Genomic DNA, 15,237 nt, shown 5'->3' with positions numbered 1-15,237 from the left:
CGCGAGGTTTGTGACACCGGGGGTGTGAAGCTGAGAGCGAGCCACAGGCCACTCTCAGCTTCACACCCCGTCGGCACGGTCAGGAGACCGTGATGGTGAACCTCGCCGTCGAGCCGTCGGAGGCGGTGATCGTGCCGTGATACGTCCCCGGGGAGTCGTACGCATGAGCAGCCGTCACCGCATAGACCCCGGCAGCGTGGAGCGAATCCCGGGATTGAGACGCGGCGAACCGTGCGGGGACCGGAGCCGATCCGTCCCCGAAGTCGACCGTCGCGGTGAGCGGTGCGGTCAGCGACGAGCCACCGGTGCTGTCCGCGTCGTCGACGTCATCGACGGTGACCGCGGTCCCGTCCGTCTTGGTCCCGGGGGCGACGAGCAGTCCGACCGACACCGATCCGACCGATCCAGCCGACACCGCAGCATCGGTTCCGGCCAGCTCCGTCGACCAGGCGATCTGCGGCCCGTCGTAGAAGTTGGTGCCGGCGGCAGCCAGTCGCGGACCGACCGAGGCGAGCCGCGCCGCGAAGTCAGACGGCGAGCGCAGCGACTCGGCGGTCCAGCCGGTCTCCCCGTGCGCGAGGACGCGTGGGAAGATCATGAACTCGGCCTGGTCGACGCCCCGGATCGTCTCGGACCACAGCGGCGCCTCGGTGCCGAGAATGTGCTCGTCCCCGACGCCCGCGATGACCTCCTGCGGGCTCCAGTCGTAGTAGTGCGCGACGTCGCAGTCGCCCGAGCACGCCCAGGACAGCCCGATCGGCGTCTTCGGGTGATACTTCATGTCGAGGTAGGACATGTTGCCCGGCGAGACGAGCAGCTTGGCGCCGTCCTCGGTGACGGCGCGCTTCGCGTGCTCGGTCGTGCCGGCCCAGTACTGAACACCATCACCGGCGCTGAGCCCGGACTCGGCGTACTCGTTCCACCCGATCGTCTTCTTCCCGAGCCCGTGGACGATCGCGAGCGCACGCTCGACGAACGCCACGTAGCCCTCGTGGCCATATCGCTGCGTCATCGCATGCGACTCGTCGCCGCCGACGTGCAGGAACTCGGACGGCGTGAGCGCAGCGAGCTGTGAGAAGACGTGCTCGATGAACATGTAGGTCGCCTCGGACGTCGGATCGAGGTAGGAGTAGCCGACGTCGATGGTCCCGTTGTGTGGCGCCACCGGTTCGTCCTCGGTCGCCGGGTGGCTCGACCCGGCGGTGTTGAGCTGCGGGATCGCGGCCAGGGCGGCATTCGTGTGGCCGGGGATGTCGATCTCGGGGATGATCTCGATCTCGCGCTCGGCGGCATACCGCACCAGCGATCGATAGTCGTCCTGGGTGTAGAACCCGGTGTGACCGTCGGCGCTCTGATACGGGTTGCCGAGCACCGCGGTCGCGCCCGAGACCCGGGTCAGCGCCGTGTAGTCGATGTCGTCACCGGGCGCTCGTCCGGAGTTGGTGATCTCGATCCGCCACCCCTGGTCGTCGGCCAGGTGCATGTGCAGCACCGAGATCTTGGCCGCTGAGGCGGCGTCGATGACTTGTTTGACCTCGTCGACCTCGAGGAAGGAGCGAGCGACGTCGAGCATGATCCCGCGATAGCCGAACCGTGGCGCGTCCAGGATCGAGACGGCTGGCACCGTCCAGTCGGTGTTCACCCGGACGGTCGACGAGGCAAACGCCGGCAGCAGCTGACGCAGCGTCTGGGTGCCGTTGAACAGCCCGTGGCGACTCGCCCCGGTGACCTTGACCCCGTGGGCCGTCGAGGAGATCTTGTACGCCTCCGGGTTGCCCTCGACCTCGCCGAACCCGGCCTGGGGATCGATCGTCAGGAAGACATCGCGACGAGTCGGCCTGCCGGCGACGACCGGGAGGTCGAAGCCGGTCGCCGGGCGCAGCTCGGCGGCCATGAGGTCACCGACCTCGTCGGCGTCAGCACCACGGACGACGATCCGGGACCGCTCGGTCAGAACGAAACCGGGCCCGCCCTTCGCGCTCACCTGGAGCGGCTTCGGCACCAGACCGGGCAGTGGTGTCTCCGCCATGCTCGGGCGCTCGGTCCGGGATCGAGCCGTGGCGGGTGACGTAGTCGACGCGGCGATGAGCATCGTGGCGAGGCCGACTGCCAACGCCGTTGTCATAATTTGGATGGTGCCTGAACGAATCATGCGCATGCCTCCAGCGATGGCGAACTCGGTCAACCATCGAGGGTAGCGGCGCTGGCGCCGCACGTCGCGGAAATCAGCGATCGCGGTGGATCACGCAAGTCCGGCGACGGCGTCCGCCAGGTCATCGACGGACCGGGCACGCTCCGGGAGGTGGCCGTCAGGACCCTGGCTGAGCTGGAACCCCATGAAGGCGGCGTCGATGACGTGGGCTGCCCGTTCGGCGACGGCGGGATCCACACCGGACTTCTCCAGGTGCGCGATGAGACCGGCCATCCACAGTGCGTTGGCCTCGCGGACCGCCGAGACGTACGGCTCCCTGCCGAAGAGACCGAGAGCGGCCGCCTCCACATAGATCCAGCTGCACCGGTCGCCCTCCATCACCGACCAGAGGTCATAGACAGCCGAACGCAGGTCCTTGGAAGCCTCGAGAGCGGCGACCCCGGCGACCGACCGCTCGTTGGATGTGCGGAGGACGTCGGCGACCAGCTGGTCCTTGGTGCCGAAGTGGTAGAGCAGGACCCGGTTGCTGGTGCCCAGCTCGGCCGCCAGTGGGCGCAGGCTCAGGCCGATCAGGCCGTGCTCGTGGACGTAGTCGGTCGCCAGCTCGGTCCAGGCAGCGCGGCGTTGTGGATCTTTCGCAGGCGCGGTCCCAGCGGTCGTCATGCGGCGACTGTAACAACTGCTGCAGGCATTTGTATCAGCTGCAACAAATTTGTACCACCTGCAACAATTTTGTCCTTCCAGCCCTTGACCTGGCCCTTCGCGTCGGCGCAGGATCATTTGCAATTCACCTGCGGTTGCCTGTTCGGCAACCCGACGCTGGAGGTTGCATGAGCCAGATCTACATCGACGGGCGCTGGTTGCCTGCGCAGTCGGGCGAGCAGCGGGAGATCCGCTGTCCGGCAGACGGTGCGGTCGTCGGAACCGTTGCGGAGGCTGGAGCGGACGACACCCGGGCCGCGATCGCCGCGGCGCGGAACGCCTTCGACAGCGGCGGGTGGCCGGCGACGCCTGCGCGGGAACGGGGTGACCTGCTGCTGAAGGTCGCCGACCTGCTCGAGCGCGACACCGCGATCATCGCCCGGGCGGAGTCGCTCGACACCGGGAAGCGGTTGGTGGAGAGCGAGTACGACGTCGCCGACGTGGTCTCGGTGTTCCGTCACTTCGGGCATGTCGCCGCCGAGGACGCCGGTCGCGTCATCGACACCGGGAACGCCGCCGTGAAGAGCCGGATCGTGCACGAGCCGGTCGGAGTCTGCGGCCTGATCACCCCGTGGAACTACCCGCTGCTTCAGGTGGCGTGGAAGGTCGCGCCGTGCCTGGCCGCGGGCAACACGTTCGTGCTGAAGCCCAGCGAGATCACGCCGCACAGTGCGATCCACCTGATGAAGGTGCTCGAGGAGGCCGGTCTCCCGGCGGGTGTCGGCAACCTGGTGCTCGGTGAGGGTCCGACCGCGGGCGCACCGCTGTCCGAGGACCCCCGCATCGACCTGGTCTCCTTCACCGGTGGCCTCGCCACCGGCAAGCGGCTGATGGCCAACGCCGCCGCGACGGTCAAGAAGGTCGCCCTCGAGCTCGGCGGCAAGAACCCCAACATCGTCTTCGCCGACTCCGACCGCGAAACCGCGCTCGACTTCGCGCTGACCGCCGTCTTCCTGCACTCCGGCCAGGTCTGCTCCGCCGGCGCGCGGCTGATCATCGAGGAGTCGATCAAGGACAGCTTCGTCGACGAGCTCGTCGCCCGGGCCGAGCAGATCCGTCTCGGCGGCCCCTTCGACGAGGGGGCCGAGACCGGCCCGCTGACCAGCAGCGCACACCGCGACAAGGTGGAGGCGTACGTCGCGAAGGGTCTCGCCGAGGGGGCCACCCTCCGCACCGGTGGCAAGCGCCCCGATGACCCCGCGCTCGCCGACGGCTTCTACTACCTGCCGACGATCCTCGACGACTGCACCACCGACATGTCCGTCACCCAGGACGAGTCCTTCGGGCCGGTCCTGACCGTGGAGACCTTCACCGACGAGGACGACGCCGTCCGCATCGCCAACGACTCCATCTACGGCCTCGCCGGCGCGGTGTGGACCTCCGACGCCGGACGTGCCGAGCGGGTCGCCGCGAAGCTCCGGATGGGCACGGTCTGGATCAACGACTACCACCCCTACGTCGCTCAGGCCGAGTGGGGCGGCTACAAGCAGTCCGGGATCGGGCGCGAGCTCGGCCAGGCCGGGCTGGAGGAGTACCGCGAGACCAAGCACATCTGGCACAACATCGATCCCAGCCCGCAGCACTGGTTCGCCCCGACCTCCCCGAACACCGGCACCGCCGAGGAGAAGTGAAGACGATGACCCAGACCTACGACTACGTGATCGTCGGTGGCGGCTCGGCCGGCTCCGCTCTCGCCAACCGGCTCAGCGCCGACCCGTCCACGAAGGTGCTGGTCCTCGAGGCCGGTCACAGCGACTTCAAGATCGACCCGTTCATCCACATGCCGGCCGCGCTGCCGTTCCCGATCGGCTCGAAGCTCTACGACTGGGGCTACGAGACCGACCCCGAGCCTCACCTGGGCGGCCGCAAGGTCTACCACGCTCGCGGCAAGGTGCTCGGCGGGTCGAGCTCGATCAACGGGATGATCTTCCAGCGCGGCAACCCGATGGACTACGAGCGCTGGGCGGCCGACCCCGGCATGGAGTCCTGGGACTACCGCCACTGCCTGCCCTACTTCAAGCGCATGGAGAGCCGCTTCCTCGAGGACGGCACCTCCGGCGCCGATCAGTGGCGCGGTGGCTCCGGGCCGCTCCACCTCGAGCGCGGTCCCGCCTCCAACCCGCTCTTCTCGGCCTTCTTCGAGGCCGCCCAGGAGGCCGGCTACCCGCTCACCGACGACGTCAACGGCTACCGCCAGGAGGGGTTCGCCCCCTTCGACCGCAACGTGAAGGACGGCCGCCGCTGGTCGGCCGCCCGCGCCTACCTGCACCCGGTGATGAGCCGCCCCAACCTCGACGTCGAGACCTTCGCGTACGCCACCAAGATCCGTTTCGACACCTCCGGTGACGTCCCGCGGGCGACCGGCGTGGACTACGTACGCGGCGTCGGCCGGGCGCGCCGGGAGCACACCGCCAACGCCGGCGAGGTGATCTGCTGCGGCGGCGCGATCAACACGCCCCAGCTGCTCCAGCTCTCCGGCGTGGGGGAGGAGTCGCTGCTGCGGCAGCACGGGATCGACGTCGTGCACAATCTTCCCGGCGTGGGGGAGAACCTCCAGGACCACCTCGAGGTCTACATCCAGTACGCCTCCAAGCAGCCCGTCTCGATCGCGCCCGGTCTGGTGTGGCACCAGCGGCCCAAGATCGCCTGGCAGTGGCTCTTCCAGAAGAAGGGCCTGGGCGCGACCAACCACTTCGAGGGCGGCGGGTTCGCGCGGTCCAACGAGGACGTGGACTGGCCCAACCTGATGTTCCACTTCCTGCCGATCGCGATCCGCTACGACGGCTCGATGGCGCCGGGCCAGGAGAAGGGCCAGCACGGTTACCAGGTGCACATCGGCCCGATGTACGCCGACACCCGTGGCCATGTGCGGATCAAGAGCGCCGACCCGATGCAGAAGCCGTCGATGCTCTTCAACTACCTCTCCACCCCGACGGACCGCAAGGAGTGGGTGGAGGCGGTCCGGGTGGCGCGCAACATCCTCAACCAGCCCGCCTTCGCGCCGTTCAACGCCGGCGAGATGTCCCCGGGGCCGAGCGTGGAGACCGACGAGGAGATCCTCGAGTGGGTCCGCAAGGACGCCGAGACCGCGCTGCACCCGTCCTGCACGGCCGCGATGGGGACCGGCGAGATGTCGGTGACCGACCCGACCTCGATGAAGGTGCACGGCACCGAGGGGCTGCGGGTCGTGGACGCGAGCGTCTTCCCGTACGTCACCAACGGCAACATCTACGCGCCCGTGATGATGGTCGCGGAGAAGGCGGCCGACCTGATCGCCGGCAACACCCCGCTGGCGCCCTCCGATGTGCCCTACTACCGCCACCGCGACGACTCGCCGCTGTGGCCGGCCGGGGACCCGCGCAACAAGTCCTGAAACCCGATCGTGACCCAAGCCGGCGCCGGGCGGACTAGCCTGCCGGGCACCCCAACCGGAGGAGACAGCTCATGCCGGAGACAATCGACCCGTCGCGTACGCCCTTAGGCGAACCCGCCGCAGACCCAGACGAGATCCCGACGACGAAGCCGGAGCTGAACAAGACCGTCTTCTTCGGCTCCGCCGGAGTGGTGGTCGCGTTCACGCTCTTCACACTGCTCGCGCCGGACACCGCGGGCGCCGCGATCGGACACGTCGTGGGGTGGATCTCGACGTACTTCGGCTGGTGGTACTTCGCGCTCGCCGCTGCGCTGATCGCGTTCGTGCTGTTCATCTGTCTGTCCCGCTACGGGCGGGTCCGGCTCGGCCCGGAGGAGTCCCGGCCGGAGTACTCGATGTTCACCTGGACGGCGATGCTCTTCGCGGCCGGGATCGGCGCCGACCTGATGTTCTACTCGGTCGCCGAGCCCGTCTCGCAGTACCTCACCCCGCCGACCGGCGAGGGCGGCACCATCGCCGCCGCCGAGCAGGCGGTGGGCTGGACGCTGTTCCACTACGGCCTGTCCGGCTGGGCGATGTACGCCGTCATGGGCATGGCGCTGGGCTACTTCTCCTTCCGCCACGGGCTGCCGCTCTCGATCCGTTCCGCGCTCTACCCGATCTTCGGCAAGCGGGTCCACGGGCGGCTCGGCGACGGCATCGACATGGCCGCGGTGCTCGGCACCATCTTCGGCATCGCCACCTCGCTCGGCATCTCGATCGCCCTGCTCAACGCGGGTCTCAACGTCCTCTTCGACATCCCCGAGGGCCGAGCCGCCCAGGTCGGACTGGTCGTGGTCGCGGTGCTGCTCGGCACCATCTCGGCGGTCTCCGGCGTCGACAAGGGCATCCGCCGGCTCTCCGAGCTCAACGTGCTGCTCTCCCTGGCGCTGATGCTCTACGTGCTCTTCTCCGACAACACCGCGTTCCTGCTCAACTCGCTGGTGATGAACCTCGGCGACTATCTCGTGCACCTGCCCGGGATGAGCTTCGACACGATGCCGTACGACACCGTCGAGAACCCGGACGTCGGCGTCTGGAAGAACCTGTGGACGCTCTTCTTCTGGGCCTGGTGGGTGGCCTGGTCGCCGTTCGTCGGACTGTTCCTGGCGCGGATCTCGCGCGGGCGGACGATCCGGCAGTTCCTGGTCGGCGTGATGATGATCCCGTTCGGCTTCATCCTGCTGTGGGTCTCGATCTTCGGCAACAGCGCGCTCGGCCGTATCCGCGGCGGCGACGCCGAGTTCGGTGAGCTGACCAGCGCCAACTACGCGCAGGGCTTCTACGCCTTCCTCGACAACTACCCGGGGGCGATCGCGCTGGTCGCGCTCGCCACCATGACCGGGTTCCTCTACTACGTCACCTCGGCCGACTCGGGCGCGCTGGTGATGGGCAACTTCACCTCGCGGCTGCCGCACCCGATGGCCGACTGCTCGATCCCGGTGCGGATCTTCTGGTCGGTGGCGATCGGCGCGCTGACCCTGGCGCTGATGTTCGCCGGCGGTGACGCGTGGCTGACGACCTTGACCAACGCGACGATCATCATGGGCCTGCCGTTCTCGGTCGTGCTCGCCCTGGTCGCCGTGGGACTCCACCGCTCGCTACGGCTGGAGTCGTTCAAGTCCGCGAGCGCCCGCTACTCGTTCCCGGGCGCGATCTCCTCGGCCCGCCTGGCCGGGGGAGGCGAGGGCGGCGTACGTCCTTCGCTCGCGCAGCGGTTGCGCCGCTCGGTCACCTATCCCACCGCCAGGGACACCGAGCGCTTCATCGGCACGGTCGCGAAGCCGGTCCTCGACGAGGTCGCCGCCGAGCTCTGCTCGCATGGCCTGACCTCGGTGGTGACCGAGACCAAGGCCGTACGCGGCGTCGCCGGCGTCCAGATCCACACCGATCTGGAGGACGCGCCTGCGTTCGTCTACAAGGTCACCCCGCTGCCGTGCCCCGCTCCGACCTTCGCTGTCGGCCGGGTCACCGGCGACGTCTACTTCCGCGCCGAGGTCCACCTCGCCGAGGGCACCCAGGGCTACGACGTCAACGGCTACTCACACGAGCAGCTGATGGGTGACGTCCTCGACCAGTACGAGCGCCACCTCTCCTACCTCCACCTCGTCCAGCAGGAGCAGCTGCCCGCCGAGGTGCCCGAGGTGCCGACGACTGACGTCAGCGGAGCAGGTCGGTGAGGTCGATCTTGATCGGGAACGGCACCGGGACGTCGAGCCGGTCACGGAAGATCCCGATCGGGACGTAGGCGTTGGTGAGGTCGTCGCGCTCGTAGACGTGGATCGCGGGCGCGCCGTCCTCGTTCTCGATGCGCCAGTAGTGGGTGATCCCCGCCTCGGCGTACTTCTGCGGCTTCACCGCCCGGTCGCGGTGCTCGGACTCCGGCGAGACCACCTCGACCACCAGGACGACAGAATCGGCATCGTAGAACGAGGCCTGGTCGGAGATCCGTGCCGTGCTCACCAGCACGTCCGGCTCCGGCCGGTTGCGCCTGTCGAGCACCACCGTCAGCTCCCGATCCACCTCGAACCCGTCGGGCGCCTGCGCCGTCAGCGCGTTGGTCAGGGCCGTGACGAGCCGACTGTGCCAGCGGCGCTGCGGTGACATATTGAAGACCAGGGCTCCGTCGATGAGTTCGGTATGACGCGGCGCCTCGACGAGCATGTCGAGGTCTTCGGAATACCAACCCTCCTCACGGGGAGGGTGCATCCAGTCGGGCAACGCGGTCATGCTTCGAGGATACCGCCTGTTTCTGGTGTCGGGGGTGGGGCTTTGCCGGTCGTGGTTTGGTCTCGGTTCGCCGCCGCCTAGGTGGCCGTGGTTTCGTTTCGGGGTTCGCCGCCGACCCTTGGTTCGATTGTTTCTCGATCGCGCACCGCGTCAAGGACGGGCTTCGCCCGCCGGCTTCGCCGGTCGCCTGCGGCGATCCTTGACCCGGTACGCGATCGAGAAAGACTTGGCCTGTATCGGGTCGGCGGCGAGGGTGTGGCGCAGCGGATTCAGTTGGGTGCGGGCTTGGGATCTTGGGCTGGTCGTGCGGGGGAGTCCTGGTGCCTCGGGGGTGCCTATGACAGGGGGCGTGACCTTGTGAGTGGTTCACAAGCGGGCCGTTGTTCTTGACAGGTCGGGTTCGGTGCCGGCGCGATCGCGAGCTCCCCACTGATCGGGAGAGTTCCCCATGGTCGTGGAGGTTTCCCATGCTCCGGAGTGTGGGGAATCTTCGCTGCAGTGGGGAAGTGTCCCCGCCGGTGGGGAGCGACGGGCGTGGAGTCGAGAAAGCTGACCGGAACGCTCATGCAGGCACCAGGACGGGCCGCTTCAGTGAGAGCTGAGACCGGTCGACGGTCGGGGTCGTCAGGCCCGACGGGCAGGACCCGGTGAACTGGATTCCGCACCCAGCTGATTAGGGGCGACGGGTGAACCTGATGGTGCCGTCGGGTAGTCGCTCATGGGTATAGCCGGGTGCGTGGGCAAGGCGGTGATGGTGGGGACACAACAAGGCCCCGTCCTTGAGATTGGTCTTGCCGCCGGCGGCCCAGGGTTCTAGATGGTGGGCATCGCACCACTCCGGTGGCATGTCACAGCCCTCGGCTTGGCAGCACTTGTGCTGGATCCGCATCGCTTTGCGCTGAATCGGCTGGAAGAACCTGCTGCCACGACCGGCATCGAGGACCTCGCTGTCACCGCCCAGCACCCAGGGGATGATGGTCGCGTTGCACGCCATCCGACGGGCCTCCGCCGCGCTGATGGTGGTGCCGTTGGTCTCGTCGTAGCCCAGGGTGGCGATGCCGAGGTCCTTGCGGAGCTCCTCGAGGGAGATGACCACGTTGACCACGGTGGCGTCGCCGCCGTGGCGGGGCAGCGCGGCCGGGTCGACGGTCTCGAGGAGCCTGGCGAAGCCTTGGCCCATGAGTCGTTCCCACGGCGGCAGCGGGGCGCCTTTGGCGACGAGTTGTTGTTTGCGGGGTTGGGCCCAGGCCTCGACCAGCCGCTTGAACCGCATCCCGATCGAGGTCGGGAGGACGCCGTCGAAGCCGATGGTGCCGTCGTGGTTGTCCCAGACCCGTAGCGCGGTCTTCTGCTGAGCGCGTTCTTCCTCGGCGAACAGGGCTTGGGCTTCGGCGTCCTCGAACCGGGCCGGGTCGATCTCGGCCAGGATCCGTCGTCCGACGATCCGGAGTTCGTTGGCGGTCAGACGGGTGGCGTAGTCAACGAGCAGCTTCTCGGCCAGGACCAGGTCCTCGGCACTGGCGACGGGGTCGGTCTCGATCTTGTCGAGGGCCTGGGTGATCACCCGGGCCTTGTCCTGGGACACCACACCCTCGGCCAGGCCGGCGGCCACGAGGTCGTACTTCGCGACCGCCGCCGCGAGTTTGATCTGGGAGCGCGCCACGGCTTTGTCGACGAGGAGGTCGGCGCGCATCCAGGCGGAGGCGTCTTTGGCGCCGGTCTCTTCGGCGATGTCGCCGGCCGTGGCGAGCACTCGGAGTTTGAGGGCGGCTTGTTGGGCTTGGAGTTTCTCCAGCCGTTCGAGCAGGTCTTTCTTCTGCCCGGTGCGCCAATAGGCCGGATCCCGGGTCAGCAGTCGATCGAGGGAGGATTCGATGGCGCTCAGTTCTGCGTCGATCGCGTCACCGGGGTTGGTGTCCCAGTGGTTGGTGTCGCGTTCAAGACTCATCGCCATCCCTCCCTTCAAAGAGGTGTTGTGATGGGTCTGATTCTACGCCTTCAACGCCTGGCTGACTATCTATTGTCCCTGGTCAACCACTGTTTTCGCGGTGAGCGAACGACCTCGATCTTGTGGATGGTAAGTGGCCCGAAGGGCCACCCTCCCGCCCCATCAACCTCACCCGTCCCAAGCAAGATTCCGCTGCGCCACACCCGGGCCGCCGCCCCGATAGCCAGCCAAGTTTTTCTCGACGGGCGCCGGTGTCAAGGACCGCGAAGCGGCCGGCGAAGCCGGCGGCCGCAGGCCGTCCTTGACTCCGGGGTTCGTCGAGAAGACCCTCAAAGCAAGGGTCGGCGGCCCACGCCAACCACGAAAAGACGGGCTCACCCGAAGTCGATGAGCCGCCCATCCTCATGCATGACACAACCCCGCCCAATCCAGGCGACCGCATGTTCCTTGTCCCCGACAGCGATGTGCGAATAGCTAGGCGGAACCCAGACGAGCTCATAGTCGACGTCACCCAGCGCCGCCTCGGTAGCCCGAACGGCATCGTCGGACGGGTCGAGAGTGCGTACGGCCTGTTCGACGGAGTCGAAGTATTTTCGGCCGGCCTCGGAGAGCTCCTTGGCGCACCAAGCGCACGTGCCCAGTGTCTCGATCTGCGCGGCGGTGGCCCTGATCGGGGCGTCGAGGCCGAGGAGCTGGGGGCAGGCCCGGACATGCAGGAGACGACCCGTCGCGTGTGCGACGAAGAGGGTCTCGGGGGTGTCGGAGGGCATCTCCGGATCCTAGGGGAGGGAGGTATGCCCCGGGAGGTACCTGGGACGAATTCAGGACGTTCGGCCCCCGTGATCGCTGTGGTCCAGGTCACGTACGATCCGGGGTATGGCGCATTACCAACAGCGCGGGCACATCCCGCCCAAGCGGCACACCCAACACCGCGACGGAGAAGGGAATCTCTACTACGAAGAGCTCATGGGCGAGGAAGGGTTCTCCTCGGACTCCTCCCTGCTCTACCACCGCCACATCCCCTCGGCGGTGAAGGACGTACGCATCTGGGAGCTGCCCGACCACGGCACCACCCCCAACCATCCGCTGCGCCCGATGCACCTCGGGCTGCACGACCTCTTCCCGGGGGAGGAGTGGAAGAGCGCCGATGCGATCACGGGCCGCCGGTTGGTGCTGGGCAACGGCGACGTCCGGCTCCACTACGCGGTGGCGGGGGAGACCTCGCCGCTCTACCGCAACGCGATCGGCGACGAGTGTGTCTACGTCGAGTCCGGGACAGGTGTCGTCGAGACGGTCTTCGGCGACCTGATGGTGGGAGAGGGCGACTACGTGGTGATCCCACGCGCCACCACCCACCGCTGGGTGCCCGTCGGCGACGCTCCGCTGCGGGTCTACGCGATCGAGGCGAACTCCCACATCGCCCCGCCGAAGCGCTACCTCTCCCGGTTCGGCCAGTTCCTCGAGCACGCCCCGTACTGCGAGCGGGACCTCCGGCTCCCGACCGACCCGCAGACGGTCGACGCGAGTGAGGCCGAGGTCTACATCAAGCACCGCGGCCCGGGCGCCGGCGGCATCGCCGGCTCGGTCCACGTCCTGCCGCACCACCCGTTCGACGTGGTCGGCTGGGACGGCTGTCTCTACCCGTACGTCTTCAACATCGCCGACTACATGCCGATCACCGGCAAGGTCCACCAGCCGCCGCCGGCCCACCAGGTCTTCGAGGGCAACAACTTCGTGATCTGCAACTTCGTGCCGCGCAAGGTGGACTACCACGAGCTCGCGGTGCCGGTGCCCTACTACCACTCCAACGTCGACTCCGACGAGGTCATGTTCTACGTCGGTGGCGACTACGAGGCCCGCAAGGGCTCCGGGATCGGCATCGGCTCGATCACACTCCACCCCGGCGGCCACGCCCACGGCCCGCAGCCCGGTGCGATGGAGCGCAGCCTGGGCGCGGAGTTCTTCGACGAGCTCGCCGTCATGGTCGACACCTTCCGACCCCTGGAGGTCGGCGAGGCCGGCGCCACGGTCGACGACGGCAAGTACGCCTGGACCTGGGCGGGAGGCCGCCAGTGACATCGTGGCTGGACATCAAGGACAGTCAGTTCGGCCTCGAGGCGCTTCCGTACGCCACCTTCCGCACCGCCGCGGACCCGGCGCCGCGGCTCGGGGCGCGGATCGGTGACCTGGTGCTCGACGTCGCCGCCGTCACGGGCGTCGGCGCAGGAGGCCTCGACGCGCTGCTCGCCGCGGGTCCGGCCGTCTGGAAGGACGTACGCGCCGAGCTGACCCGGCTGCTCAGCGACCCGGCGAGCGAGGACGGGGTGCGACCGCACCTGATCGCGATCGAGGACGCCGACCTGCTGCTGCCGTTCACGGTGGCCGACTACGTCGACTTCTACGCCTCCGAGCACCACGCGTCCAACGTTGGGAAGATGTTCCGCCCCGACTCCGAGCCGCTGACGCCCAACTGGAAGCACCTGCCGATCGGCTACCACGGCCGCTCCGGCACGGTGGTCGTCTCCGGCACCGACGTCGTCCGGCCGACCGGGCTGCGGAAGACCCCCGACGGGATCATCGACGGCCCCTCGATCCGGCTCGACATCGAGGCCGAGATGGGGTTCGTCGTCGGTGTCGGATCGGAGCAAGGCACTCCGGTGCCGCTGGCCGAAGCCGCCGACCACATCTTCGGGATCACGCTCCTCAACGACTGGTCCGCGCGCGACATCCAGGCCTGGGAGTACGTCCCGCTGGGTCCGTTCCTCGGCAAGTCGTTCGCCACCTCGATCTCGCCGTGGGTCCTTCCGCTCGCGGCACTCGAGGCGGCCCGGGTCCGGCCCCCGGAGCGAGACATTCCGCTGACCGGCTACCTGGACGACTCGGCGCTGGAGCCCTGGGCCCTCGACCTCGCCCTCGAGGTCCGGCTCAACGGTTCGCTGGTCGCCGAGCCGCCGTACGCCACCATGTACTGGACCGCCCCGCAGATGCTCGCGCACATGACCGCCAACGGCGCCTCGCTGCGCGTCGGCGACCTGTTCGCCAGCGGCACGATCAGCGGCCCGGAGCCGGGCCAGCGCGGCTCGTTCCTCGAGCTCAGCTGGTCGGGAGCTGAGCCGTTCAAGCTGGACGATGGGTCGGTGCGTACGTTCCTGGAGGACGGTGACGAGGTCACCATCACCGCCACCGCGCCAGCGCCGGGCGGCGGCCGGGTCGCGCTCGGCGAGGTCAGCGGGCGGATCCTGCCCGCGAAGGAGCGGCCGTGACGACGGTCTACGAGTTCACGCCCCGCTATTCCGAGGTGGACATGCAGGGGGTGATGTTCAACGGCTGGTACCTCGGCTACGTCGATGAGGCGATGACCCACTTCATCGACACCCGCGGGGTGCCGTACAGCCGCTGGCAGGAGCTGGGCGTCGACGTCCAGCTCGCCCACGCCGACCTGGACTGGAAGGCCGGCATCGGCTTCGGCGACCGAGTCCAGGTGCCGGTGCGCACCACTCGGATCGGCACCAAGAGCTTCACGCTCGAGTTCGAGTTCCGCCGGGGCGAGGACGTCACCTGCGCCGTGTCGGTCGTCTACGTGGTCGTCGCTGCCGACGGCTCGGGGTCGACCGCCATCCCGCCGGAGATCGTCACCGCGATCAGCTAGCCGCGCAAGAACGGTCAAGCGACCTCGGGGCCGTCGGTGTGAGACTCGTCGTGTGCACGAGACAGACGAAGAGATCGCCGACCTGCAACGCCTCCTGGACGCCTCGATCGGTCGCGCGAGCGGCCATCTGACCGGCATCGTCAACGACGAACAGCGCCTGAATGCCCGTCAGCTCGTCACCGAGCTGACGGGCATGAAGGTGCTCGTGCTGGCCACCGTGACCGCCCGCGGTGAGCCGCGGACGAGCTGCGTCGACGGCCACTTCGTACACGGTCGTTGGCTGTTCGGGACCTCTCCCACCGCCATCAAGGCCAAGCACATGCTCGCTCGCCCCGCCGTCAGCGCGACCCACGTCGACGGGGAGCGCATCGGCGTCTTCACTCACGGCACCGCGCACGTGGTCTCCGAGGGGCCGGAGTTCGACGAGCACAACGCCTACTTCACCGAGTTCTACGGCTCGGACCCGCAGACCTGGGAGGGTCCGGGTGTCGTCTACGCCACCATCGAGCCGAGCTGGATGGTGGCGTACGCCGCCGATCCGGCCGCCTTTCCGGAGCAAACGAACGCAGACTGACGGTACTGACAGAAAAGGGTGAGCGACGGGGGACATTTCTGACAGCGACGAGGCGGAGCGTGGTGGGTGT

General features: G+C 68.2%; 12 protein-coding genes. 7 read left to right on the top strand and 5 right to left on the bottom strand.

The annotated features are described in order from the left end of the window. Positions 1–79 precede the first annotated feature (79 nt). Together ACW14X_RS02975 and ACW14X_RS02970 are read right to left on the bottom strand one after the other, a co-directional pair. Positions 80–2,029 (bottom strand): family 20 glycosylhydrolase, encoded by a 1,950-nt coding sequence (locus ACW14X_RS02975; RefSeq protein WP_457164655.1) that lies wholly within the window; start codon positions 2,027–2,029, stop codon positions 80–82. Between the two features lie 213 nt (positions 2,030–2,242). Continuing rightward, positions 2,243–2,815, bottom strand: a complete 573-nt coding sequence (locus tag ACW14X_RS02970) for a TetR/AcrR family transcriptional regulator (protein WP_457164654.1) — start codon at positions 2,813–2,815, stop codon at positions 2,243–2,245. A 167-nt stretch (positions 2,816–2,982) separates the two neighbouring features. Here ACW14X_RS02970 and ACW14X_RS02965 point away from each other — a divergent pair, with 167 nt between their 5' ends. The 3 genes from ACW14X_RS02965 to betT all read left to right on the top strand — a co-directional run bounded on the left by ACW14X_RS02965 (position 2,983) and on the right by betT (position 8,446). Beyond that, complete coding sequence (locus tag ACW14X_RS02965; RefSeq protein ID WP_457164653.1) at positions 2,983–4,485, top strand: aldehyde dehydrogenase family protein; 1,503 nt, start codon at positions 2,983–2,985, stop codon at positions 4,483–4,485. Positions 4,486–4,490: 5 nt separating this feature from the next. Further along, entirely contained in the window at positions 4,491–6,227 is a 1,737-nt protein-coding gene (gene betA, locus ACW14X_RS02960; protein WP_457164652.1) for a choline dehydrogenase, read from the top strand. A gap of 71 nt (positions 6,228–6,298) precedes the next feature. Further along, entirely contained in the window at positions 6,299–8,446 is a 2,148-nt protein-coding gene (betT, locus tag ACW14X_RS02955) for a choline BCCT transporter BetT (protein ID WP_457164651.1), read from the top strand. Here betT and ACW14X_RS02950 read toward each other — a convergent pair. The 3 genes from ACW14X_RS02950 to ACW14X_RS02940 all read right to left on the bottom strand — a co-directional run bounded on the left by ACW14X_RS02950 (position 8,427) and on the right by ACW14X_RS02940 (position 11,714). Further along, a complete protein-coding gene (locus tag ACW14X_RS02950) occupies positions 8,427–8,996 on the bottom strand; it encodes a Uma2 family endonuclease (protein ID WP_160024038.1) in 570 nt (189 codons plus the stop codon). The genes betT and ACW14X_RS02950 overlap by 20 nt on opposite strands. 673 nt (positions 8,997–9,669) lie before the next feature. Beyond that, positions 9,670–10,944, bottom strand: a complete 1,275-nt coding sequence (locus ACW14X_RS02945; protein ID WP_457164650.1) for a DUF222 domain-containing protein — start codon at positions 10,942–10,944, stop codon at positions 9,670–9,672. A 374-nt stretch (positions 10,945–11,318) separates the two neighbouring features. After that, positions 11,319–11,714, bottom strand: coding sequence for a hypothetical protein (locus ACW14X_RS02940; protein ID WP_160024036.1), 396 nt, complete (start codon positions 11,712–11,714; stop codon positions 11,319–11,321). 106 nt (positions 11,715–11,820) lie between these two features. Here ACW14X_RS02940 and ACW14X_RS02935 point away from each other — a divergent pair, with 106 nt between their 5' ends. The 4 genes from ACW14X_RS02935 to ACW14X_RS02920 are packed head-to-tail and all read left to right on the top strand — an operon-like array spanning position 11,821 to position 15,167. Then, positions 11,821–13,020 (top strand): homogentisate 1,2-dioxygenase, encoded by a 1,200-nt coding sequence (locus tag ACW14X_RS02935; protein ID WP_160024034.1) that lies wholly within the window; start codon positions 11,821–11,823, stop codon positions 13,018–13,020. Further along, entirely contained in the window at positions 13,017–14,207 is a 1,191-nt protein-coding gene (gene fahA, locus ACW14X_RS02930) for a fumarylacetoacetase (RefSeq protein WP_457164649.1), read from the top strand. Before ACW14X_RS02935 ends, fahA begins: the two co-directional genes overlap by 4 nt. Beyond that, positions 14,204–14,593, top strand: coding sequence for an acyl-CoA thioesterase (locus ACW14X_RS02925; protein WP_160024031.1), 390 nt, complete (start codon positions 14,204–14,206; stop codon positions 14,591–14,593). The genes fahA and ACW14X_RS02925 overlap by 4 nt, the downstream gene beginning before the upstream one ends. Before the next feature lie 52 nt (positions 14,594–14,645). Continuing rightward, on the top strand, positions 14,646–15,167 hold the full coding sequence (locus ACW14X_RS02920) for a pyridoxamine 5'-phosphate oxidase family protein (protein WP_457164648.1): 522 nt from the start codon (positions 14,646–14,648) through the stop codon (positions 15,165–15,167). The last annotated feature ends 70 nt before the right edge of the window (positions 15,168–15,237 follow it).

Source organism: Nocardioides sp. YJ-D4 (assembly GCF_054031495.1).
This window is presented reverse-complemented; position numbering and strand designations above follow the sequence as displayed.

Excerpts from the sequence above, each read along its gene's own strand:
- ACW14X_RS02950 (WP_160024038.1), bottom strand. The coding sequence starts at position 8,996 with ATGACCGCGTTGCCCGACTGGATGCACCCTCCCCGTGAGGAGGGTTGG.
- betA (WP_457164652.1), top strand. The coding sequence starts at position 4,491 with ATGACCCAGACCTACGACTACGTGATCGTCGGTGGCGGCTCGGCCGGC.
- ACW14X_RS02935 (WP_160024034.1), top strand. The coding sequence starts at position 11,821 with ATGGCGCATTACCAACAGCGCGGGCACATCCCGCCCAAGCGGCACACC.
- ACW14X_RS02970 (WP_457164654.1), bottom strand. The coding sequence starts at position 2,815 with ATGACGACCGCTGGGACCGCGCCTGCGAAAGATCCACAACGCCGCGCT.
- ACW14X_RS02965 (WP_457164653.1), top strand. The coding sequence starts at position 2,983 with ATGAGCCAGATCTACATCGACGGGCGCTGGTTGCCTGCGCAGTCGGGC.
- betT (WP_457164651.1), top strand. The coding sequence starts at position 6,299 with ATGCCGGAGACAATCGACCCGTCGCGTACGCCCTTAGGCGAACCCGCC.
- ACW14X_RS02975 (WP_457164655.1), bottom strand. The coding sequence starts at position 2,029 with ATGGCGGAGACACCACTGCCCGGTCTGGTGCCGAAGCCGCTCCAGGTG.
- ACW14X_RS02945 (WP_457164650.1), bottom strand. The coding sequence starts at position 10,944 with ATGAGTCTTGAACGCGACACCAACCACTGGGACACCAACCCCGGTGAC.
- ACW14X_RS02940 (WP_160024036.1), bottom strand. The coding sequence starts at position 11,714 with ATGCCCTCCGACACCCCCGAGACCCTCTTCGTCGCACACGCGACGGGT.